20 protein-coding genes are annotated in these 22,336 nt (G+C 70.2%); 4 read left to right on the top strand and 16 right to left on the bottom strand.

Annotated features, from left to right (window positions below; translation table 11 throughout):
• Positions 1-101: 101 nt before the first annotated feature.
• Positions 102-1,013, bottom strand: coding sequence for a 4-(cytidine 5'-diphospho)-2-C-methyl-D-erythritol kinase (locus tag QZV81_RS08145; protein ID WP_292835522.1), 912 nt, complete (start codon positions 1,011-1,013; stop codon positions 102-104).
• Between the two features lie 11 nt (positions 1,014-1,024).
• Positions 1,025-1,228 carry a hypothetical protein gene (locus QZV81_RS08140; RefSeq protein ID WP_292835519.1) on the bottom strand — a complete coding sequence of 68 codons (204 nt, stop codon included), beginning with the start codon at positions 1,226-1,228 and terminating at the stop codon, positions 1,025-1,027.
• Between the two features lie 103 nt (positions 1,229-1,331).
• On the opposite strand from QZV81_RS08140, the gene QZV81_RS08135 reads away from it, so the two are divergent.
• Positions 1,332-2,924, top strand: coding sequence for a stealth conserved region 3 domain-containing protein (locus tag QZV81_RS08135; RefSeq protein WP_292835516.1), 1,593 nt, complete (start codon positions 1,332-1,334; stop codon positions 2,922-2,924).
• Here the strand turns inward: QZV81_RS08135 and QZV81_RS08130 are convergent.
• The 10 genes from QZV81_RS08130 to hemE form a co-directional block, all read right to left on the bottom strand.
• Positions 2,869-3,792: a phosphodiesterase gene (locus tag QZV81_RS08130; protein ID WP_292835514.1), complete on the bottom strand. Its 924-nt coding sequence runs from the start codon at positions 3,790-3,792 to the stop codon at positions 2,869-2,871. The two genes, QZV81_RS08135 and QZV81_RS08130, sit on opposite strands and share 56 nt — an antisense overlap.
• Before the next feature lie 78 nt (positions 3,793-3,870).
• The gene (rsmA, locus tag QZV81_RS08125; RefSeq protein WP_292835511.1) at positions 3,871-4,716 is read right to left on the bottom strand and encodes a 16S rRNA (adenine(1518)-N(6)/adenine(1519)-N(6))-dimethyltransferase RsmA; all 846 of its coding nucleotides are present in this window, start codon (positions 4,714-4,716) and stop codon (positions 3,871-3,873) included.
• A 4-nt stretch (positions 4,717-4,720) separates the two neighbouring features.
• Positions 4,721-6,064 (bottom strand): glutamate-1-semialdehyde 2,1-aminomutase, encoded by a 1,344-nt coding sequence (gene hemL / locus QZV81_RS08120; protein WP_292835508.1) that lies wholly within the window; start codon positions 6,062-6,064, stop codon positions 4,721-4,723.
• Positions 6,034-7,029, bottom strand: coding sequence for a porphobilinogen synthase (hemB, locus tag QZV81_RS08115; protein ID WP_292835505.1), 996 nt, complete (start codon positions 7,027-7,029; stop codon positions 6,034-6,036). Before hemB ends, hemL begins: the two co-directional genes overlap by 31 nt.
• Positions 7,026-7,835 carry a uroporphyrinogen-III synthase gene (locus QZV81_RS08110; protein WP_292835502.1) on the bottom strand — a complete coding sequence of 270 codons (810 nt, stop codon included), beginning with the start codon at positions 7,833-7,835 and terminating at the stop codon, positions 7,026-7,028. The genes hemB and QZV81_RS08110 overlap by 4 nt, the downstream gene beginning before the upstream one ends.
• Positions 7,832-8,863 carry a hydroxymethylbilane synthase gene (gene hemC / locus QZV81_RS08105; protein ID WP_292835499.1) on the bottom strand — a complete coding sequence of 344 codons (1,032 nt, stop codon included), beginning with the start codon at positions 8,861-8,863 and terminating at the stop codon, positions 7,832-7,834. The genes QZV81_RS08110 and hemC overlap by 4 nt, the downstream gene beginning before the upstream one ends.
• Positions 8,860-10,086 (bottom strand): ferrochelatase, encoded by a 1,227-nt coding sequence (locus QZV81_RS08100; RefSeq protein ID WP_292835528.1) that lies wholly within the window; start codon positions 10,084-10,086, stop codon positions 8,860-8,862. Before QZV81_RS08100 ends, hemC begins: the two co-directional genes overlap by 4 nt.
• Positions 10,083-10,757 (bottom strand): hydrogen peroxide-dependent heme synthase, encoded by a 675-nt coding sequence (gene hemQ / locus QZV81_RS08095; RefSeq protein ID WP_292835496.1) that lies wholly within the window; start codon positions 10,755-10,757, stop codon positions 10,083-10,085. Before hemQ ends, QZV81_RS08100 begins: the two co-directional genes overlap by 4 nt.
• The gene (locus QZV81_RS08090) at positions 10,754-12,154 is read right to left on the bottom strand and encodes an FAD-dependent oxidoreductase (protein WP_292835493.1); all 1,401 of its coding nucleotides are present in this window, start codon (positions 12,152-12,154) and stop codon (positions 10,754-10,756) included. Before QZV81_RS08090 ends, hemQ begins: the two co-directional genes overlap by 4 nt.
• Positions 12,151-13,194: a uroporphyrinogen decarboxylase gene (hemE, locus tag QZV81_RS08085; RefSeq protein WP_363331615.1), complete on the bottom strand. Its 1,044-nt coding sequence runs from the start codon at positions 13,192-13,194 to the stop codon at positions 12,151-12,153. The genes QZV81_RS08090 and hemE overlap by 4 nt, the downstream gene beginning before the upstream one ends.
• Positions 13,195-13,323: 129 nt before the next feature.
• Between hemE and QZV81_RS08080 the strand changes: the two genes are divergently transcribed.
• Both QZV81_RS08080 and QZV81_RS08075 read left to right on the top strand, forming a co-directional pair.
• The gene (locus QZV81_RS08080; RefSeq protein WP_292835490.1) at positions 13,324-14,565 is read left to right on the top strand and encodes a glutamyl-tRNA reductase; all 1,242 of its coding nucleotides are present in this window, start codon (positions 13,324-13,326) and stop codon (positions 14,563-14,565) included.
• A complete protein-coding gene (locus QZV81_RS08075) occupies positions 14,562-15,551 on the top strand; it encodes a LacI family DNA-binding transcriptional regulator (RefSeq protein ID WP_292835487.1) in 990 nt (329 codons plus the stop codon). The genes QZV81_RS08080 and QZV81_RS08075 overlap by 4 nt, the downstream gene beginning before the upstream one ends.
• Before the next feature lie 49 nt (positions 15,552-15,600).
• Here the strand turns inward: QZV81_RS08075 and QZV81_RS08070 are convergent, their stop codons facing one another.
• The 3 genes from QZV81_RS08070 to rsmI all read right to left on the bottom strand — a co-directional run bounded on the left by QZV81_RS08070 (position 15,601) and on the right by rsmI (position 19,080).
• Complete coding sequence (locus tag QZV81_RS08070) at positions 15,601-16,503, bottom strand: TatD family hydrolase (RefSeq protein ID WP_292835484.1); 903 nt, start codon at positions 16,501-16,503, stop codon at positions 15,601-15,603.
• Between the two features lie 126 nt (positions 16,504-16,629).
• Positions 16,630-18,192, bottom strand: a complete 1,563-nt coding sequence (metG, locus tag QZV81_RS08065) for a methionine--tRNA ligase (RefSeq protein WP_292835482.1) — start codon at positions 18,190-18,192, stop codon at positions 16,630-16,632.
• A gap of 72 nt (positions 18,193-18,264) precedes the next feature.
• On the bottom strand, positions 18,265-19,080 hold the full coding sequence (gene rsmI, locus QZV81_RS08060) for a 16S rRNA (cytidine(1402)-2'-O)-methyltransferase (protein ID WP_292835480.1): 816 nt from the start codon (positions 19,078-19,080) through the stop codon (positions 18,265-18,267).
• A 23-nt stretch (positions 19,081-19,103) separates the two neighbouring features.
• Between rsmI and QZV81_RS08055 the strand changes: the two genes are divergently transcribed.
• Positions 19,104-20,696, top strand: coding sequence for a phospholipid carrier-dependent glycosyltransferase (locus QZV81_RS08055; RefSeq protein WP_292835449.1), 1,593 nt, complete (start codon positions 19,104-19,106; stop codon positions 20,694-20,696).
• A gap of 26 nt (positions 20,697-20,722) precedes the next feature.
• Here QZV81_RS08055 and QZV81_RS08050 read toward each other — a convergent pair.
• Positions 20,723-22,336, bottom strand: a 1,614-nt coding sequence (locus QZV81_RS08050) for a CoA transferase (protein WP_292835446.1), incomplete at its 5' end; no start/stop codon positions are given.

The following is a 22,336-nucleotide window of genomic DNA, read 5'->3' as shown; positions in this document are numbered from 1 at the left end:
GCGGCATACCCCATTCTACAACTTAACCAGAGAACTTCAGGCGCACGACACTAGGTGCTCCGCGCCGTGCGCTCATCCGGCTCAGATCGCAGGCTCCCGCGTCAGTCCAGAACGCGCGCACCGGCGACCGGCCCGTGCGCCACGATGGCAGTGTGGCCGGCTTCGATCATCGCCGTGGCGAGGGCGCCGGCGCCCTCCGGCGGGGCGAGGAAGGCAAGCGTCGGCCCCGAACCCGACACCAGGCTCGCGAGCGCGCCGGAATGCGTCCCGAGAGCGATCACATCAGTCAGATCGGGCATGAGACTGCACGCGGCGGGCTGCAGGTCGTTGGTGATCGCGCTCGACAGGGCGACGGCATCTCCCGCGCGCAGCGCCGCGAGCACAGCGGGATCGACGGTCGGCATCGCCACGTGCGGGCGGATGTCCGGCTGGGCGCGAAGCCGATCGAGCTGGGCGTAGACCCCGGGCGTCGAGAGCCCGTCGGTGCGCGTCACCAGCACCCAATCGAAGCGGCCACGGGCGAGGGCGGGGGCGAGTTCGTCCCCACGACCGATGCCCACCGCGGTACCCCCGTGGAGGGCGAACGGCACGTCGACGCCCAGCTCGGCACCGAGCTCGTGCAGTACGGTCGGGCCGAGATCTCCGCCGAGCAGCTCGTTGACCGCGAGGAGGGTCGCCGCGGCATCCGCCGACCCACCGCCCATTCCACCGGCCACCGGCACACCCTTGCGGATCTCCAGATGGATGCCGCCCTCCCACTCGGTCGCGCGCGCGACCAGCCGTGCGGCCCGTACAGCGAGGTTCCGGCCATCCAGCGGCACGCCGGCGACGTCGACGCTGCCCGTCACCTCGACGGAGAACTCGTCGGCGAGCTGCGCCCAGACGTCCTCATACAGCGAGACCGCCTGGTAGACCGATGCGACATCGTGATATCCGTCGGGCTGGACGTCACCGACCGCGAAGAACACGTTGATCTTCCCGGGTGCACGAGCGTGCACCCGACGGTCTCTCATACCACTGAGGCTCACACTGACGCCGCACTCACCCGGGTGTCACCGATTCGCCCGGCGACGAGGTCGAACGAACGAAGTCCCTGCAGTGCCGGGCCGCTACGCGATCCGCCCGGAAGCGAAATCCGCTGCGGGGCCTCGACCGTCCGGGCGACCGCGTGCGCGTGGCCGCGATCCCGCCCGCGCGGCCGCGGAGGGCGTTCGTCGGTGTCTGTCACCCCTCCAGGCTAACGAGCGCGGACGACGTTCGGGTGCCTGCGAAACGACGGTGAAACGATTCCCGCCTAGGGTGGCCAGGACAGAGTACGGAAAGGAGGACGCATGACACCACTGAAGGCGCTCCCCGCACACGCCCACCCTCAGGCGGCTTTTCCCACGCGCGAGGACCTCCGCTGGGTGGAGGGCGTGCTGCACATCGTCCACGACGACCTGACACCCGAACAGGCGCATGTCGCCGACGTCGTGCTCATCGCGGACGCGCTCGCCGAGGCCGGGATCGATCCGCGGCTGATGCGTCACGACCGAGGCATGCCGGTCATCGTGGTGGATGCCGGTGAGTCCGCGGCGGTGCACCGCGCGTTGTCGGGTCTCGCTCTGGATGAGCCGATCTACGCCAAGCTCCGGGGCGGCTCGACACACCCGGCCGCAGAGCTGCCGGTGTTGGATGCCCTGACACCCTGGTCGCTCCGGGTCTTCCGTCCTCGTGTGACGACGAACGGTGCGCTCCGGTACGGCCTGGCCGAATCGGTGCGGGTGGAGGCGTGGCGCACAGAGGATGGCACGGTGCACGCACCGCATCCGACGGCGTTGACGCGTCGCGTTTTCACCGCCGATGATCTCGTGCCGGCGACGGTGCACCGCTATGGGCGCCGTTGGCGGACGATCAAGGGGATGTTCGACCCGCAGCCGGGCGAAGTCACCGCCGAGATCGACATGGTCTTCTCCTGGGTCGACGGGTCCTCCAGCAGCTTTCAGCGCCAGCGCGCCGCACAGCTCGAGGAGTACGTCGTCGGCGACGGCGACGCCGGGCCCGCCCGCTATCGCCACGTCGATGAACTCCGCTACGCGCTGCGCAGCGTCCACATGTACGCGCCGTGGGTGCGTCGGATCTTCATCGCCACCGACTCGCCTCGCCCCGCGTGGCTCGCCGAGCATCCACGGGTGACGCTCGTGCGCAGCGAGGAGTTCTTCGCCGACCCCGCCGTCCTGCCGACGCACAACTCGCACGCCGTTGAAGCTCAGCTGCACCGGATCGAGGGCCTCGCCGAGCACTTCCTCTACTCCAATGACGACATGTTCTTCGGTCGTCCCGTGTTTCCGGAGATGTTCTTCACGGCGGCCGGCCTGTCGAAGTTCGTCGAGGGTGCAGTCCGCATCGGATCCGGGGCACCACGGGTCGAGCGTTCCGGGCACGACAACGCGCTGCGGGTCAATCGTGCGCTCCTGCGCGAACGCTTCGGGCGCACGATCCTCCGCGACCTCGAGCACTGCCCCACGCCCCTCCGCCGCAGCATCGCCGCTGAACTCGAACGCGACTTCGCCGACGACTTCGCCCGTACGGCCGCATCCCGGTTCCGCTCGGCCACCGACATCTCGGTGACCAACAGCCTCTATCACTACTACGCGCTGATGACCGGCCGCGCCGTGTCGACCACGGAGCCGCGCGTGCGATACGTGCAGACGACGCTGGCCTCATCTCTCCGCGCAATGCAGCGACTCGAACGCCGGCGCGACGCGGACATGTTCTGCCTCAACGACGGAGGCGAGACCGAAGTGCCCGAAGAGCTGCGCGTGGCACTCCTGCGCGACACGCTCGAGCGGATGTTCCCGGTGCGGGCGCCGTGGGAAAGCGATGCGGTCAGCGCAGCACGGGCAGCGAACGCGTCGGCGTTGCCGACAGCCGCTGAACGCTGACCCCGGAGATGCCCGCATCCGCGAGTCGCAGACGCGCGGCGGCCGGGTCGGTGTACTCCAGGATCCGGGGTGCGTCCACCGGCACGACCGAGTGGACCACGGTGTCGTCGAAGACGTGCACCAGGTTGTACGACTGCGCTCCGTCCTGAGGTCGCGTGCCGCCCACCGGCACCGTCAGGTCCTGCGCATAGCAGGTCGATGAGGCGACCGAGACGGGGATGCCGGCGAATGTCGCGAACGTCGAGTAGTGCAAGTGGCCCGCGATGATCGCGCGCACGTCGGTGTCGCGGAGCACTCCCGCGAGGCGGCGCTGATCTCGCAGTTCCACCGTGGCGGCGAGCGCGAGGACGCTCGGAACGGGAGGGTGATGCATCGCCAGGATCGTGCCGAGCGGCGCGGGCGTGGCGAGGACGTCGGCGAGCCACGCCAGCTGGCCGTCCGACAGCTCACCGTGGTGCTGACCGGGCACCGAGGTGTCGAGCGTGACGATGCGCAGGCCGTCGAACTCATCGACACGATCGATCGGGCGAAGGTCAGCGGAGTGGTCGTCCCAGAGCTCTGCGCGAAACGCGGCTCTGTCGTCGTGGTTGCCCATGACCCAGACGACGGGAGCACCCAGCCGCGCGGCGAAAGGGTCGACCATCGCGCGGAGGTCGGCGTAGGCTGCGCGCTCGCCGAGGTCCACGAGGTCGCCCGTGACGATGATCGCGTCGGGCGCGACGCCCGACGCGTCGATCGCGCCGAGCGCACGGGAGAGGTGCTCAGCACCGGAGACGGCGTCCCAGATGCGCGAATCTCCCGCTCGCAGATGGGTGTCGCTGAGGTGGAGTAGGACCCGTTCGGGAGCCGGGTGCTCGGCCATACGCATGAGCATATGTTACAGAAATGTTTCGGAACGCCGAGTGAACGCGACACAACCTGTCGATGTCACCTTCACGGCGGGATCTCACACCGCGGCGCGGGCGATCGCCACGAACTGCTCGATCGTGAGCTGCTCGCCGCGTGCTGTGGGATCGACACCCGCGGCGATCATGATCTCCGACGCGGCCGCGGCCGATCCCCCGAGCACAGCGGAGAGGGCCTGACGGAGCATCTTGCGGCGCTGCTGGAATGCAGCATCCACGATCGCGAACGTGCGCCGGCGTTCCGCTTCGGTGCCGCGCGACTCTGGGTCGCGATGGAAGCCCACAAGAACACTGTCGACGTTCGGCACCGGCCAGAACACCTGCCGGGAAACAGTGCCGACGAGGCGCCAGGGCCCGTACCAGGCGGCCTTGACACTCGGAGCGCCGTACACCTTCGACCCCGGTGGGGCGGCAAGGCGTTGGCCGACCTCCGCCTGCACCATGACAACACCGCGCTGGAGGCCGGGAAAGTGCTGGAGGAAGTGAAGAAGCACCGGCACGCTCACGTTGTAGGGGAGATTGGCCACGAGCACGTTCGGGTCCCGCGGAAGCTCCGTGATCCGAAGGGCGTCCGCGTCGACGACCGTCAGAGCGTCCGCGCGCGCACCATGCGCGCGCGCGGTCGCGGGCAGCCGCTGCGCAAGGCGATGATCGATCTCGACCGCCGTGACGCCGGCTCCCGTCTCGAGGATCGCCAGAGTGAGCGAGCCGAGGCCGGGCCCGACTTCGACGACTCGGTCCGATGCCGTGACCTCCGCGACATGCACGATCCTGCGCACGGTGTTCGCGTCGACGACGAAGTTCTGACCGAGCTTCTTCGTCGGGATGACGTCGAGTTCGGCGGCCAGCGCACGGATCTCCGACGCGCCGAGGGGGGTCACCGGCATGCGCTCAGCCTCCTGAGCCGGCGGCGGCGCGGGCGGCGGCGGGCATCGCCGCCAAGATCTGGCCCAGTGCATCCTCGTCGTGCGCCGCCGTGAGGAACCATGCCTCATAGGCCGAGGGAGGGAGAGAAACGCCGGCATCCAGCATCGCATGGAAGAAGCGCCCGTACGCTGCCGAATCCTGCCGCTGCGCCGTCGCATAATCGGCCACTCCGCCGGCGACCGCGTCGCCGAAGAACACGCTGAACAGGGTCCCGGCGCGCTGCACGGCGTGTGGCACACCGGCCGCCGACAGCGCGGCAGACACCGCGCCGGAGACAACCTCCGAGGCCTCTGCCAGCCGCGCGTACACCGCATCGTCAGCAAGCCGCAGCGTCGCCAGGCCCGCCGCGACGGCGACCGGGTTCCCGCTGAGCGTTCCGGCCTGGTAGACCGGGCCCATCGGCGCGAGAAGCTCCAAGATGTCGGCTCGGCCGCCGACCGCCGCCACCGGAAGTCCGCCGCCGATCACTTTGCCGAACGTGACCAGGTCGGGCGTCACCGTCTCGCCTGCCTCGCGCAGCACCTGTGCGTATCCGCCGCGCGCGGCTCGGAACCCGGTGAGCACCTCGTCGCTGATCAGCAGCGCGCCCTCGCGCTGGCAGAGCTCGGCGAGGAAGGTCGTGAAGCCGGTTGCCGGCGCCACGACGCCCATGTTGGCCGCTGCAGCCTCGGTGATGAGGGCCGCGATGCGCCCCGGGTGCGCAGCGAAGACCGCCTCGAGCGCCGCGCGGTCGTTGTAGGGCACGACGAGGGTCTGCGCGGCAACGGCTTCGGGCACACCGGCCGATCCCGGCAGGGCGAAGGTCGCCAAGCCGGATCCGGCGGCCGCGAGCAGCCCGTCGGAGTGCCCGTGGTAGTGCCCGGCGAACTTGATCAGCAGGTCACGGCCGGTCGCCCCGCGGGCGAGACGTATCGCCGTCATGGTGGCTTCCGTACCGGTCGACACCAGGCGTGCGCGCTCCACGAACGGCACCCGCGCGATGATCTCCTCGACGAGCTCCGCCTCGGCCGGCGTCGGCGCACCGAACGAGAGCCCGCGCGCGGCAGCCGCCTGCACCTCGGCGACGACCTCGGGATGCGCGTGCCCGAGCAGAGCCGGTCCCCACGAGGCGACGAGGTCGACGTAGCGTCGGCCCTCGGCATCCGTCACGTAGGGACCCGATGCTTCCACCAGAAACCGCGGCGTGCCGCCCACCGATCCGTAGGCGCGGACGGGCGAGTCGACGCCGCCCGGGATCACCGCCCGCGCACGGGCGAACAGCTCTTCGTTCGTCGCGGTCACGCCAGGTCCCGTCCGGCGCGCAGCCATCCGGCGACCTCGATCGCCCAATAGGTCAGGATCACTTCTGCGCCCGCGCGCCGGATCGCAAGGAGACTCTCACCGATCGCGCGACCGCGGTCGATCAGTCCGGATGCCGCAGCGTGCTCGATCAGGGCGTATTCTCCCGAGACCTGATAGGCCCACACCGGGACGGAAGAGAGATCTCTCACGCGCGTGAGCACGTCCAGAGAGGTCCCGGCGGGCTTGACCATGACGATGTCGGCCCCCTCGTCGATGTCGGCGAGGGCCTCCTGCACGCCCTCGCGGGCGTTCGCCGCATCGAGCTGGTAGGCCCGGCGGTCGCCGGTGAGGGTCGACTCGACAGCGTCGCGGAAGGGCCCGTAGAACGCCGAGGCGTACTTGGCGGAGTAGGCCAGCAAGACGACGTCGGTGCGCCCGTCGGTGTCGAGCGCCGCACGGCACGCCGCAACCTGGCCGTCCATCATGCCCGAGAGGCCCAGGATGTCGGCGCCGGCCCGCGCTTGCACGACCGCCATCCGGGCATAGATCTCGAGCGTCGCGTCGTTGTCGACCGCACCGTCCGCTCCGAGCACTCCGCAGTGGCCATGGTCGGTGAACTCATCCAGGCAGAGATCGGCCTGCACCGTCAGACGCCCGACAGCCGCCCGTGCCGCCACTTCGATGGCACGGTTCAGGATGCCGGCCGGGTCGGTCGCCCCGGAGCCCGTCGCATCGCGGTGGCTGGGAACGCCGAACAGCATGATCCCCCCGATTCCGGCTGCGACCGCGGCCTCCACGAGCGCCGGCACGTCCTCGAGCGGATGCTGATGGACGCCGGGCATCGTCGCAATCGGCTGCGCCGCGGTGATCCCCTCCTTCACGAACACCGGCAGCACGAGTCGGCGCGCGGTGAGGTCGGTCTCGGCGACGAGACGGCGCAGCGCCGGGGTGCTCCGCAGCCGTCGCAGGCGCCGAGTGGGGAAAGCGGTCATCGAGGATCCTCCGATCCGGGGTCGATTCTGGGGACCCGGGCGTCGAGTTCGGCCAGCAGTGCATCGACGGTCTGCGTCTGTGCGGTGTAGCCGACCTGGAAGCCGAGACGCTCGGCATCCTTCGTCGTACCCGGTCCGATCGACGCGACCAGAGTACGCGAATCGAGCGCGCCGACCTGGCGGCGGAGCTCACGCGCGACGCTCAGCGACGTCAGCAGCACGACGTCGATGGCTCCGGTGCGCAGAGCCTCGGCCGTTGCAGCGGAAAGGTCGAGGCCGACGGTGCGATAGCCGATGCAGACATCGACGCCGTACCCCTGCGCTTCCAGCTCGTCGCTGACGACGGCGGCGGCCAGATCAGAGCGCAGCACGAGGCAGCGGCCCGTCGCGGCCGCCGATCGCCCGACGCTCCACTGCGCGATCATCGCGGCGGCGGATGAAGCGCCGGCCGGAACGAACGAGGCGCTCGCGCCCGATTCGGCGAGGGCGCTGGCCGTCCCCTGACCGACGGTGGCGATCCGTGTCTCCCGCGGCACCGAGATCCCCTGCGCGACGAGCTGCTCGACTCCCGCCGCGCTCGTCACGAAGAGCCACTCGTACTCCCCCGCCGCGAGCGTGGCGAACGCACGGTCTCGCGCGGCGGTATCACGCGGAGGCGCCGAGGCGATCAGGGGCGCGACGACAGCGCGACCGCCACGACGTTCGATCTCGCGGCTGACACGTTCACCCCAGGCGCCGCCGCGCGGAACGAGGACGCGGGCGCCGGTGAGCCCCCCGGACCGGAATCCCTCACCATTCGGCGTCACCGGCCGCTCCCGGCCAGGTCCGCCAAGTCGCCCGCGCCGGCTTCCAGGAGTTCGGCGACCACCGCGTCCGCGGCATCCGCGCGCCCCTCGTCGTCGGCGACGGTGGCGCGGGCGAAGGTCCGCTCGACACGGACCGTCCGGCCACCATCGAGCGCGTAGACTTCCGCGACGAGCACGACCCCTGCAGGCGCCGAGGCGATTCCGCCTGGTTCGTCCGGACCGGATGTGGACTTCACAGCATCTGTTCCGGTGATCTGCGACGGATGAGTAGCCGCCGCGGCCGGCACGTGACGCGCGCCGATCCCCACCGGAGCGGCGCATCCGGCCTCGAGCCGGCGCAGCACCGCGCGCTCCAGCAAAGCCACCTCGGCGGAGTCGGCGTGGGTGATGCGCGCCACGGCGTCGCCGACCGCGTCACCTTCGCGCACCTCGACGGCGAGCGCCCCCTGGCCTGCCGAGGTCGGCCAGGAGTCGCCCGCGAACAGCTCGGTGATGCGCCCCGCCCGCCCGATCCGCGTGAGGCCCGCCTCGGCCAAGACGATCCCGTCGAACTCCGCGTCGTCCACTTTGCGCAGCCGTGTGTCGACGTTGCCCCGGATGCCGACGACCTGCAGATCGGGACGGCGCCGCAGCAGCTGCGCGACCCGTCGCGGCGACCCGGTGCCGATGCGCGCGCCGCGCGGCAGCGCATCGAGGCTCAAGCCGTCACGCGCACACAGCGCATCGCGCGCGGATGCGCGCGGGGGAACCGCCGCGATCCGCAGTCCCGACACGTCGCCGGTCGGCAGGTCCTTCATGGAGTGGACGACGAGGTCGCAGTCGCCCCGCAGCAGTGCGTCGCGGAGCGCGGCGACGAACACCCCGGTCCCGCCGAGCTGAGCCAGCGACCCCGTGAGCACATCGCCGGCCGTCGTGATCGGCACGATTTCCACGTCGCGGCCCGTAGCCGCGCGGAGGGCGTCGGCGACATGGCTGGACTGGGTCGTCGCGAGCAGGCTCGCGCGCGTCCCGAGTCGCAGCGCTGTCACTGGACGAGCCCCGCGAGAGCAGGCTGGAAGCCGAGACGCTTGTTCTCGCAGCATCCGGGACGACACACGTCGTACCAGGGACCGAGCTCGGTCACGTGCGGGCGGTCGGCGGGAGCCGTGCCCGCGATGCGTTCCTCGACCAGGTCGACGAGTCCGCGCACGTAGTCCGGATGCGTCCCCGGTGTCGGTGTGCGCAGGGCGATGAGTCCCAGACGTCCGGCGGTGTGCATCGCCTCGGTGTCGAGGTCCCAGAGCACTTCCATGTGGTCGCTGACAAAGCCCAGCGGCACGATCACGACCGCCCTGCGGCCGAGGGCGGGCAGCTCCTCGATCGCGTCGTTGATGTCGGGCTCGAGCCACGGCACCTGCGGAGGTCCGGAGCGGCTCTGGAAGACCACCTGCCAGGACGCATCCACATCCATCCGGTCCATGATCTGCTCGGCGACGGCCGCGTGCTGAGCGACATACGCTCCGCCGGGACCGAGACCGTCGGCGGGCGGACCCGACCGGTCGGCATCCGCGTTCGGGATCGAATGGGTCGAGAAGAGGATCTCGACCTCGGTGCGCGGATCCACCCCCCGGGCGGCCAGTTCATCGAGCGCCGAGCGAAGCCCGAGGGCGAACGGGGCGACGAAGCCGGGGTGGTCGAAGAAGGGCCGCACCTTGTCGATCTGCACCTGCGCTGAGAGGCCGGTGAACTCGACGGCATCCGCGAGGTCTTCGCGATACTGGCGACACGATGAATACGAGGAGTACGCACTCGTCGCGATCGCCAGAAAGCGCCGGTGCCCGTCGTCGTATGCCTGCTGCAGCGCATCGGCGATGTACGGCGTCCAGTTGCGGTTGCCCCAGTACACGGGGAGCCCGAGGTCGCGCACCGACATCTCGGCCTCCAGCGCGGCCTTCAGCTCGCGATTGTGCGCATTGATCGGTGAGACACCACCGAAGTGCCGGTAGTGATGGGCGACCTCTTCCAGCCTCTCGTCGGGGATGCCCCGGCCCCCGGTCACGTTCCGGAGGAACGGGATGACGTCATCCTGGCCCTCCGGCCCGCCGAATCCGAGAAGGAGCACAGCATCGTAGGTCTGCGGCGTGGTCGCGTGCGGGGGCCCGGCGCACGTCGCGTCCGTGGCCCCGGGGACCCAGCATCCGTCGGCGATGTCGGCGCGCGTCGCGCGAGGTGGTTTCGGCCGGAAGGCGTGCCCGATGTTCTCTGCCATCAGCTCAGTATCTCGGCGAGCTCGGCGACCTCGACGCGCCGGCCCGTGTAGAAGGGCACCTCTTCGCGCACGTGGCGGCGCGCGCCGGTGGCGCGCAGGTCCCGCATCATGTCCACGAGGCTGGTGAGCTCATCGCTCTCGAGCGGCAGGAGCCACTCGTAGTCGCTCAACCCGAAGGTCGACACGGTGTTCGCGACGACATCGGTGAACGCGGCGCCCTTGCGACCGTGCTCCATGAGCAGTGCGGACCGCTCATCCTCGGGCAGCAGGTACCACTCGTAGCTCCGCACGAACGGATACAGGCACAGCCACTTCCGCGCGTGCTCGCCGCGCAGATAGCCCGGCACGTGGCGCTTGTTGAACTCCGCTTCGCGGTGCACGCCCATAGCGCTCCAGATGTTCGCGTAGCCGCCCAGGAGCCGGGTTCGCCGGATCGACCGAAGCGCTGCCTGCAGCGCCGCCGGGTCTTCGCCGTGCAGCCAGACCATGAGATCGGCATCGGCGCGCATGCCGGTCACGTCGTAGAGGCCGCGAACGGTCACCCCCCTCGCCGGGAGGCTCGCGATGAGGTCCGCGAGCTCGTCGAGGTCGCCGGCTGCGGGCGCACCGACACGGGGACGAGGGCCGGCAAGGATGGCGAAAAGGGTGTAGCCGAATGGATTCTGGTCGCTCATGCGATGCTCCTTGAGTGAGAGGTGGACGAGAAAGACGCCGCGAGGGCGCGAGCGTGCGGAACGACGGACGCGAGACCTGTGCCGGCCACGGCGGCGCCGGCCAGGTGGATTCCCGACCCCGCGAGCTCCCGGCGGCGCCGGTCGTCGACAGGCGCGCCCGCGACCGCATCCGCATAGACGGCGGAGGTCACGGCGAGGACGTCCGCGGCATCCAGCGGGATCCCCGTGAGCAGCGCGATCTCGTGCGCGAGATCGGCGGGGGTCTCGAGGCCCGGCGCACGGGCATCGCGGGCCGACAGTCGGAACAGGTGGCGCCCCGCCGGGAGGGTGTCCGCGAGCCAGGGCCACTTCGCGTTCGCGTGGGTCAGCGCCTTCGCCGCCGAAGGCACGCCCGGAGCGACGATGACTCCGGAACCGACGGGGTCATCGTCGAACGCGGCACCGGCCACGAGCGCGGCGACGACGCGCACGGCGAGAGCGCCCGCGGCGTCGGCGTCGGTCTCGCTGTCGCTGCCGCGCCGGCCGGTCTGATCCAGGAGCGCGCGGGCGGCCGACGTGCCCGTCGCGACGACGACTCGCGCCGCGCGCACTGGACCGTCGGCGGTGTCAACGGCGATGCGATCACCGTGCGGGTTCACCGCGAGCGCGGGCGCGCCGGTGCGTATGCGGGCTCCGCGTGCGGCTGCCGCACTCGCGAGCTCTGCAGCCAGGCGCCACATGCCCCCGACGATTCCGCCGACCGCGGCGCCGGCACGATCATCGGTCGCACACGCGACGGCCCCGGCCAGGAGCGAGCCGCGCTCGACGGCTTCGCGCCAGAGCACCGGGTGCAATCGCGAGAGGCGGACGGCATCGGCGGGCTGAGAATAGATGCTCCTGCAGAGGGGGTCGACGAGCCGCGCGAGCAGCACCGGTCCGCACCGCTCGGTGATGAGCGCGGCCAGCGAGGGCTCGTCGGCAGCGCGCAGCGGGGGCAGCATCCGCTCGGCGGCGGCGCGGGCGGATCCGTCCGGGCCGAGGATCCGCACGACGTCCGCCGCGAGCGGGTCAGCGGGGATTCCCAGCACGGTCCGTCGCGGGAGCGGCGCGGGGAAGCTTCCGGTCTCGCCCGTCGTGACCAGGTGAGCGCCTCCCGGCGCCGGCGCGACAAGAGTGAGTGGAAGACCCGCATCCGCGATCAGATCGGCTACGCCCGAGGTGCGGGTCGCGAACGATTCCGCACCGATGTCGAACGGGATGCCGCAGACCTCGGCGCGCCGGACGAGCCCGCCGACGCGATCCGCGGCTTCCAGCACCATGACCCGCTGACCCGCTCGCGCTGCATCGTGCGCGATCGCGAGACCGGCGATGCCCGCCCCCACGATGACGAGATCTGCGTCGAGATCGGCACTGCTCACGGTGCCCGCCAGGCGTGGACCGTTTCGACGAGCGCCGTGAGATCGGCGGGGTCGGCATCCATCGGCACGCCGTGGCCGAGGTTGAAGACGTGTGCGCGCGCGGCGAGTCCCTCGGTGAGGATGCGTTGGGCGGCCGCGCGCTGCACCTCCGCCGGCGCGAACAGCAGCGCCGGGTCGAAGTTGCCCTGAAGGGTCACACCGCGGCCGACGCGGGCTGCGGCCTGATCGAGCGGCACGCGGTAGTCGACGCCCAGACCGTCGACGCCGATCGACGCCATGTCCGCGAGGATCTCACCTGTGCCCACACCGAAATGGATGATCGGCACCTCGAACGCGCGCACCGGTCTCAGTGCCGCGGCCGATGCCGGGAGCACCGCCTCACGATAGTCATCGGGGGCGAGCGCGCCGGCCCAGGAATCGAACAGCTGCGCGACGCTCGCGCCTGCCTCGACCTGCAGCGCGAGGAACTGCCCGGTCACCTCGGCGAGCCACATCGTGAGGTCGGCCCACGCGTGCGGCTCGGTATGGATGAGACTCCGCGCGACCATGTGGTCCTTCGATGGGCCCCCCTCGACCAGGTAGGCGGCGAGGGTGAACGGTGCACCGGCGAATCCGATGAGCGGCAGCGGCTCGCCGCGCGCCTCGGACTCCTCCGCCAGCATCACCGTCGTGCGCGTGACGGCCTCGGCGACCGCGCCGCCGCGTTCCCGGACGAGCGACGGATCGATGCGGATGATCTCCGCGATCTGCGCCGCGGTGCGCACCGGCTCGGTGAACACCGGGCCCCGGCCCGGCGCGATCTGCACGTCGATCCCCAGCAGCGCCAGCGGCACGATGATGTCGCTGAAGAAGACGGCGGCATCCACCTTGTGACGTCGCACGGGCTGCATCGTGATCTCACTCGCGAGCGCCGGATCCAGACACGCGTCGAGCATGCTGCCCCCGCTGCGCAGCGCCCGATACTCCGGAAGCGACCGACCGGCCTGGCGCATGAACCACACCGGGGTCTGGGCAGGCCGCTCGCCGCGGAGCGCTCTCACGAGGCGCGACCGCCCGGTGTCGTCCGCGTGGAAAGGATGCTGCAGTGCCGGAATGATGGACTCCTCGGGTGAAACCTGGCGGACCGGTTAATCGTTATACTAGCGGGGATCCCCGGAGGTGTCCTGCGCATGCTCGTCTGTCTGTCCGCCCATCAGCGCACGACTCCGCTCGCCTCCCTCGAGCGACTTTCAGTGATCGGTGACGACGTCGCACCCCGACTGCGCGCAGCGCACGAGTCCATCCGAGGCACCGTCGTGCTGTCGACCTGCAACAGGTTCGAGGCGTATTTCGACCTGGCCGAAGAGTCCCCCGTGCCGGCGATGGACGCCGCGATGGAACAGCTGGCGGACTTGACCGAGTTGCCCTTTCGCGCGGTGCGCGAGACGGTCGACTTCGCCCACGGCAACCACGTCGCCCACCACCTGTTCGCCGTCGCGTCGGGGCTGGACTCGGTTGCCCTCGGCGAGGACGAGATCTCCGGGCAAGTGCGCCGCGCCCTCGATGCCGCTCGCCGCGAGGGCCTCACCACCTCCGCGCTCGAGCACCTCTTCCAGCGTGCGACCGAGACCTCGCGCGCCGTCAAGAACTCGACGCGCATCGGCGAGTCGGGCCGGTCGCTGGTGCGACTCGCCGTCGAACTCGCGGGATCACGCATCTCGTCGTGGGAGGACGCACGCGTGCTGCTGGTCGGCTCTGGACGCTACGCCGCGGCGTCCCTCGCCGCCCTGCGCGACGTCGGCGCCCGCGACATCCGCGTGCACTCGCGGTCGGGGCACAGCCGCTTCGCCCAGCGCGAGCACCTGCGCGAAGTCACCGCCGACGACTATGCGACCGAGGCGGCCATGGCCGACGTCGTGGTGACCTGCACGACGGTCACCGACACGTATGCGCTCACGGCAGAAGAGCACGGCACGGCGCGCGCCCAGCACCCGCGCGATCAGCTCGTGATCGATCTGGGCATGCCGCGCAATGTCGATCCAGGAGTGCGCGCGCTCCCCGGGATCGACCTGCTCGACCTCGACACGATCCGCATTCACGCGCCGATCGATGAGTTCGCGACGCTCGGTGAGGCACAGCTGATCGTCGCGACGGCTGCACAGCGCCACGCAGCCGCACGACGCGTGCACGAGGTCTCGCCCGCGGTCGTCGCCCTCCGATCCCACGTGCAGAGGGTGCTCGATGCAGAGATCGAACGTGCGCGTACCCGCGGCGCGAGCGGTGAGACCGAGGCGGCGCTCCGCCACTTCTCGGGTGCCCTGCTGCACTCGCTGATCTCGCGCGGCCACGCGCAGGCGGCATCCGGATCGGGCGCTGCGTGGGCCGACGCCGTCGCCACCGTCTTCGACCCCGCCGACCGGGACGCGTCATGACCCCCACGGCGCCGCGCGCGGTCACGTTGCGCGACGTCGCCGAACGCGCCGGCGTGTCGACGGCCGCGACGAGTCAGGCGCTCAACGAGCGCGGCAATCTGCGCCCCGAGACCCGTGCGCGCATCAAGGCGGTCGCTGCGGAGCTCGGGTATTCACCCAATCGGTCCGCGGCGGCGCTTCGGGGCGGCCGCACGATGTCGGTCGGCTTCGTCATGGCCGACGGCACCGACGGCGACGCCGCCGCCGAGCGGCGGGCGCTCCGCCGCGCGCGTCAGCTCAACGCGCTCGTGCGGGCCTCTGCCGCGCACGGCTTCGCGGTCACCGTCCTCCCCGATTCACGGCCTGACCTCGTCCACAGCGCGCAGATCGACGTGCTCTACTTCCCCGATCCGGCCGACGACCGCGCCGTGCTTCGCGAAGCAGTCGCCCGCGGCGTGCCGGTTGTCGCGAACGACCTGTACATCGCCGGGGCCGCGGGCCTCAGCATCCGGACCGGCTACGACTCGGCCGTACGCGCCGCGCTGATCCTCCTTGCGGAGGCCGGTGCGGAGCGGATCGGGCTTCTCGTCGACGAGAGCGAGGTGCCCCGCGACCAGATCGGCGAGAGTGCCTACCTCGCATGGTCCACGGTGCACGGTCGCTCGCCGATCGTGGCGCGCGTCGACCCGGGCCGTCGCCGCCTCGCCCGCGAAGTGCGGGCGCTGCTGGATGCCGGGGCCGACGCGATCTTCTCCTTCTGCGAAGAGGGACCCGAAATCTACCTGCAGCTCGAGGCGACCGGCCAGGTGATCCCCCGCGACCTGCAGCTCGTCGCGCTGTGCACGACCGATTGCGCGTTGAACGACCGATTGGGCATCACCCACGTCTGCGTGCATCCGGAGTGGGCCGCCGAGACGATGTTCTCCTGCCTGGGCGACGTGTCCGGGTCTGACCCCCGCGTCGTAGATCTGCCGTGGGAGCTGGTTCGCGGCTCCACGACCCGCTGACGCGGAATCCAGGGTGACCGGGGATTGTCGCTCGGTGACATGACGCCGTTCAGAACTCTCCGTAGACCTCACGCGTGTTCGCCGCGAGCTGCGTGCAGAACTCCGCGAGATCGATCCCGAGTTCGGCGGCCATGAAGCGCACGGTCACCGGGATGAGGTAGGGGGCGTTCGGCCGCCCGCGCAGGGGGGTCGGAGTGAGAAACGGCGCGTCGGTCTCGACGAGCACCCGCTCGAGCGGCGTGACGGCGAGCGCATCGCGCAGGTTCTGCGCGCTCTTGAACGTCACGTTGCCGGCGAAGCTCACCCAGTATCCGCGGTCGGCGGCGAGCCGGGCCATGGCCTCGTCGCCCGAAAAGCAGTGAAACACGGTCTTCTCGGGCGCACCGACGCGGGCGAGGGTCTCGAGCACGGTGTCGTGCGCATCGCGGTCGTGAATCTGCATCGCGATCGCGTGCTTCTTCGCGAGCGCGATATGCGCTTCGAAGCTCTCGATCTGGGCGGGAAAGCCGTTCTCGCCCGTCCGGAAGAAGTCGAGGCCGGTCTCGCCGATCGCCCGCACACGCGGCTGCGCGGCCAGGTCGTCGATCACGGCGATCGCATCATCGAGCATGCCTCGCTCGGCATACACCGGAGCCTCGTTGGGGTGAATGGCGACTGCCGCGAGCACGCGCGGGTGCGATGCCGCGGCCCAAGCGGACCAGCGGCTCGAATCGATGTCTCCCCCCGCCTGAACGACGCCCGCCACTCCGACGGCGCGCGCGAGCGCGAGATGATCATCGAGCGTCAGGCTCCCGGCATCCGCGTCCCCCGAAGCGCCGTCCTGGATCTCGAGATGCGTGTGATTGTCGTAAACGGGGACCGGCAGCGGCTCGGGCGCCGCGGGGTACGTGACATCTCGCGTCCCCTTCTCTCGCACCCGGACATACGTCGACGGGTCGCCCAGATCACTCATGTGTCCCACTTTCGGTCATTCTCAGGCCTTGGACCAGCCGATTCTGGGACACACACCGCAGAAAGTGGGACACGCGGCGCGGCGGGGACGCGGGGGACGGGGGGACGCGGGGGACGCGGGAGTGGGTCACTGGTCGATGCGCGGGAACAGCGGGGCGAGCGCACCCACGGCGCTGCCCGGCGCGAGGCGCCCCCACGCTCCCGCCGCGCGGATCGGCTCGTCGACCAGCCGTCCGGCGATCCCGAGGGCAGACCAGAGCATGCCCGTAGAGTGCGGCATGAACGGGCTCAGCAGCACCGCGAGTGCCCGGAGCCCTTCCGCTGCGGTGTACAGGACCGTGCCGAGTCGAGCGCGCTGCGCGGCATCCTTCGCGAGCGCCCACGGCTCGTTCTCGGTGATGTATCCGTTGAGGGCATCGACGATCGTCCAGATCGCCGCGACCGCCTCATCCGGCCGGAATCGATCCATCGCTGCGTCGGCTTCGGCCGCGGCATCCGCGACGATCTGCTGGATCCGCCGGTCGCCGTCGGAGTACTCGGCAGGCGGCGGGACGGATCCCCCGAAGTACTTCTCGATCATCGCCATCGTGCGCGAAGCGAGATTGCCGAATCCGTTGGCGAGTTCGGCCTGGTACCGCGCCGAGAGATCTTCCCACGAGAACGAGCCATCCTGCCCGAAGGCGATCGCCGACAGGAAATAGAATCGGTAGGCATCCGCACCGAACACGTCCGTGATCTCGGTGGGGACGATGCCGGTCAGCTTCGACTTCGACATCTTCTCGCCGCCCACGAGCAGCCACCCATGAGCGAAGACGCCGCGCGGCACGTCGAGACCGGCGGCCATCAGCATGGCGGGCCAGATGACGGCGTGGAAGCGGAGGATGTCCTTGCCGACGATGTGAAACGCGGGCCATCGCCGTTCGAACTGGGCGGGGTCCGTTCCGTACCCGACCGCGGTGGCGTAGTTCAAGAGCGCATCGACCCACACATAGATCACGTGGCTGTCGTCCCAGGGCACACGCACGCCCCAGTCGAACGCAGAGCGCGAGATCGAGAGGTCCTTCAGCCCGCTCTTCACGAACGAGACGACCTCGTTGCGCGCCGACTCGGGCCGCACGAAGTCGGGTTCGTTCTTATAGAGATCCAGGAGCGGTCCGGTGAACTCACTGAGCTTGAAGAAGTAATTCTTCTCCTTCAGGAGTTCCAGTGGCTTCGAGTGGATGGCGCAGACCTTCAGACCCTCGAACGGGCCGGTCCCGTCGACGATCTCGGACTCGGGCTTGAACTCCTCGCAGCCCACGCAGTACAGCGCCTCGTACTCACCGGCATAGATGTAGCCCCGGTCATAGAGTGCCTGGACGAACTGCTGAACGCGCTCCTCGTGACGAGCCTGGGTCGTGCGGATGAAGTCGTCGTTGGCGACCTCGAGGGTTTCCAGCAATGGGAACCACGATCCTTCGACGAGCTTGTCGACCCACTCCTGAGGTGTCACGCCGTTCGCCGACGCGGCGCGCAGCATCTTCTGACCGTGCTCGTCCGTCCCGGTCAGCATCCAGGTGTCATCGCCCGCCTGGCGGTGCCAGCGCGCCAGGGCATCGACAGCGACCGTCGTGTACCCGTGCCCGATGTGGGGCACGTCCGAGGGGTAGTAGATCGGTGTCGTGATGTAGAAAGATCGGCCGGTGCTCACCCGTCGATTCTAGGCGGGGGCGCGCGCGGGTCACGGTCGTGTGACTCGCCCGCTCAGGCGGGAGGGCGGCGCTCATCGGGCCGCGAGCACCGCCTGATAGAGCTCGCGGCTGGACAGGCCGGTCTGGGCTGCAACCTCCGCGGCGGCATCTTTCAGGCGGATGCCGCCGCTGACGAGCGTCTGCACCTGGGCCACGGCATCCGCGGCCGACACGTCCCGCGCCGGCGCCCCGCCGACCACGACGACGATCTCGCCGCGCACTCCGCCCGCCGCCCACGCGGCGAGTTCGCCGAGGGATCCGCGCACGACTTCCTCGTGCAGCTTGGTGAGTTCCCGGCAGACCGCCGCCGGACGTTCCGGCCCGAACGCGCCGGCCATCGTCTCGAGCGTAGCGGCGAGCCGCGACGGCGCCTCGAAGAAGACCATCGTCCGGCGCTCGGACGCGAGCGAGACGAACAGCCGGTGCTGCTCTCCGGGCTTGCGCGCCGGGAAGCCCTCGAACGTGAACCGGTCGGTGGGCAGCCCCGCGACTGCCAGCGCCGTGATGACGGCGCTGGGTCCGGGCAGCGCCGTCACGGTGACCCCCTGCGCGACGGCTTCGACGACGAGCGCGTATCCGGGGTCGCTCACCGTCGGCATCCCCGCGTCGCTCAGCACGAGCAGGTCTTCCTCACGCGCACGAGTCACGAGCTCCGCCGCGCGCTGCTTCTCGTTGTGATCATGCAACGCGATCAACCGGGGACGGTTGCCGATGCCGAGCCCCTGCAGCAGGCGCTGGGTCATCCGCGTGTCCTCCGCGGCGATGACCGTCGCGCTCTCCAGCGCCGTGCGGAGGCGTCCGGACGCATCGGCGAGATTGCCGATGGGAGTCGCCGCAAGGATGATCACCGCCCCAGCATAGGCTGGTCGTCGTGACGAGCATCGCCCCGCCGCTGCTACCCGCCGAGCGGCTCTCCCGATACGACGGCTGGCGCGGGCGACTGGCCGTCGAGCCACGCCTGCAGCGACTGTACGCGTGGCTCGCGCCCGTCGTCATCACTCTTCTCGCCGCGATCCTGCGACTGTGGAACCTCGGCAATCCGCACACGCTCGTCTTCGATGAGACCTACTACGTGAAGGATGCCTGGAGTCAGTGGAACCTCGGCTACGCCGCCACGTGGCCCGAGGGCGCCGATGCGCGATTCGCCGCCGGCGAGACCGACATCTTCACCACCGCAGCGAGCTTCGTGGTGCACCCGCCGCTCGGCAAGTACCTGATCGGCGCCGGCATGGCCATCTTCGGCCCGGGATCCTCGTTCGGCTGGCGCATCGCGGCGGCCGTGTTCGGCACGGCGTGTGTGCTCGTGCTGTTCTTCCTCGCCAAGGCACTCACGGACTCCGGCGTCTTCGCGAGCGTGGCATCGCTCCTGCTCGCCATCGACGGTCTGGGCATCGTGATGAGTCGGGTGGCGCTGCTCGACATCTTCCTCACCTTCTTCGTGCTGCTCGCCTTCTGGTTCACCGTCCTCGACCGCCGGAGACACCTCGACCGACTGGCCACGGCGGTCGTCCGCCGCAGCCGCGGCGACGATCGTCCCGCCTGGGGCGTGATCCTGTGGAATCGCCCGTGGATCATCGCGGCCGGTGCCGCCGCCGGCGCTGCGACGGCCGTCAAGTGGTCGGGCGTCTGGGTGCTGGCCGGAATCGGCCTCTACCTGGTCGTGACCGACGCGCTGGAGCGGCGCCGCCTCGGCGTGACCTTCTGGCCGGTGGATGCCGTTCGCCAGGGCGCGGCGTCTTTCCTCCTGCTCGTGCCGGTGGCGTTCATGGTCTATCTCGGGTCGTGGATCGGCTGGCTCACGACCGACGGGGGCTACGACCGCCATGCGGCCGATGCGAGCCCCGCGACGGGCATCTTCAGCTGGGTGCCACTGTCTCTCCAGAGCCTCTGGCACTATCACGAGACCATCTACACCTCGATGACCGGCATGAGCTCGCCGCACAGCTACATGAGCCCGGCGTGGATCTGGCCGCTCCTGTGGCGGCCCACGTCGATGTACGCGGGCAGCGCGACCGACGGCGAGAACGGCTGCACGGGCGGCGCGGCTGGATGCCTGGAGATCCTCTACAGCATGCCCAATCCGCTGCTGTGGTATGCGAGCATCGCCGCCCTGATCTACCTGATCTACCGCTTCGTGGTGGCGCGCGACTGGCGATATGCGGTCGTACTGGTGGCGATCGCGGCGACGTGGCTGCCCTGGCTGATGTACCCGGAGCGCACGATCTTCCAGTTCTACACGATCGTCATGTGGCCGTTCCTGCTGCTGGCGCTGACGTTCGCGCTTCGAGATGTCGCGGGGCCGGCGCGTGCGCCCACCGATCGGCGGCTGGCCGGTCAGAGGGTCGTGATGGTGTTCCTCGGCTTCGCGGTCGCGCTGTCGATCTTCTGGTACCCGCTGTGGTCTGCCACTCAGGTGCCGTACGACTTCTATCGTCTGCACAACTGGATGCCGGGCTGGATCTAGCCTCCCCTGCTGCAGCGGAGCTGCACCTACACGCGGTAGGGGTCGCCGGCGACCGCGACGCCTGTTTCCAGCATCCGATCGATCGCCTCTTCGGAAAGTCCTGCTTCGCGCAACACGTCGCGCGTGTGCTCGCCGAGGCCCGGCACGAGCAGCACGCCCCGCGCTTCCGTGCGGCTCAGGCGCGCCATTCTGCCCTGGGTCCACAGCGACCCGGCCGCTCCCGCGACCGGTGTCTCGTGCACGACTTCGGACGCCCGCAGGGCTGCGTCGAGCGGGAGGTCCATGACCGAGCGCACCGCGACCGCGGGGACGCCCGCCTCTGTGAGGGCAGCCAGGACCTGTTCGGTCGGACGCGCCGCGAACGCGGCGGCGATGATCACCGCTCGCGCGTCATCGTCGTCGGGGAACTCCCCCAGCATTCCCGCGAGAGCGGATGCGGCGACGTCCGCGCTCGCCTGCAGCCGTAGCCAGCCGTCAGCGGTGGCATAGAGACTGTCGAGAGCGGAGGGTCCGGCGAAATCCTGCGCGCCGCGCTGCGCGGGCACCCGTCCGTCGAAGCGCACGAGTTCGCCGGCCTGCATGAGAGCGGCCTGCCCCGCCAGCGACGTCCACACCCGCTGCCCTTCGCCGGTCCGACCGCGGTGATGGAGCGCCAGCACGGCACCGAGAGCGGCCATTGCGGCGGAGGCGACGTCGTTGACGGGGATGGAGAGGAAAACGGGATCATCATCACCGCCCTGCGCGGTCATCATTCCGCTGAGCGCCTGCAGGACCGGGTCGAAGCCCGCGTCGGCGCCGCGCGGACCGCCCTCGCCGAACCCGGTGACCGAGACGGTGCAGATGCGGGCGTTCACCGCGCTGAGCCGCTCATAGTCGATGCCCAGCCGCTGCAGCACACCGGGCCGGTAATTGTCCATGACGAGGTCCGCGTCTCGCACGAGGGCGAGGAAGGCCTCGTGTCCCTCCGGCTTCTGAAGGTCGAGCACCAGACCGCGCTTGCCCTTGTGGAAGCCCGCGAATCCCAGCATCATTCCGCGCAGCCCGTCACCGGAGCGCGGCTCGAGCTTGATCACATCGGCACCGAGCTCAGCCAGCAGCGAGCAGGCGTAGGTGCCGGCGATGATCGATCCCAGGTCGAGCACCCGCAGGCCCTCCAAAGGGCCGCCGCGGCGAACTGTGGCCCCCGATCCGCCGGCCGGGGTCAGAACCTCGGCGGGGCGCGGATCCCACGGGGGCACCTCAAGAGCAGGCACCGGCAGGGATGCCGGGCCGCGCACCGCGCCGGGAGTGCGGCTGAGCACGAGAGGGATGCCGGGCATCACGACCTTCCCGCGCGCAGGGTCGTCGACGGTGAGCCGCATCCCGATCGCCGCGAGCTGCTCCTCATCGAGCCAGTCGTCGCGATCCTGCAGGGGGGCGGCCGGAAGACCGTTGTCCGCCAGGATGGCGAGCCACTCGGCACGCGGTCGAGCGGCGAACGCGGCCGCGAACCGCTCCAGCACCCACGGCACGTTCTGCGGGTACAGCATCGCGATCGGGTCGCCCTCGAGCCTCGGGTCGGCGAAGAGGTCGAGCAGGTCGAGCACCTCGAACGCCTTCATGAAGAAGTTCGGGGTCAGGCACGCCAGGAACAGCCACTG

Source organism: Microbacterium sp. (assembly GCF_011620665.1).
Taxonomy (GTDB): Bacteria; Actinomycetota; Actinomycetes; order Actinomycetales; family Microbacteriaceae; genus Microbacterium.
The sequence above is the reverse complement of the archived record's forward strand: the minus strand, read 5'-3'. Positions and strand labels throughout refer to the sequence as shown.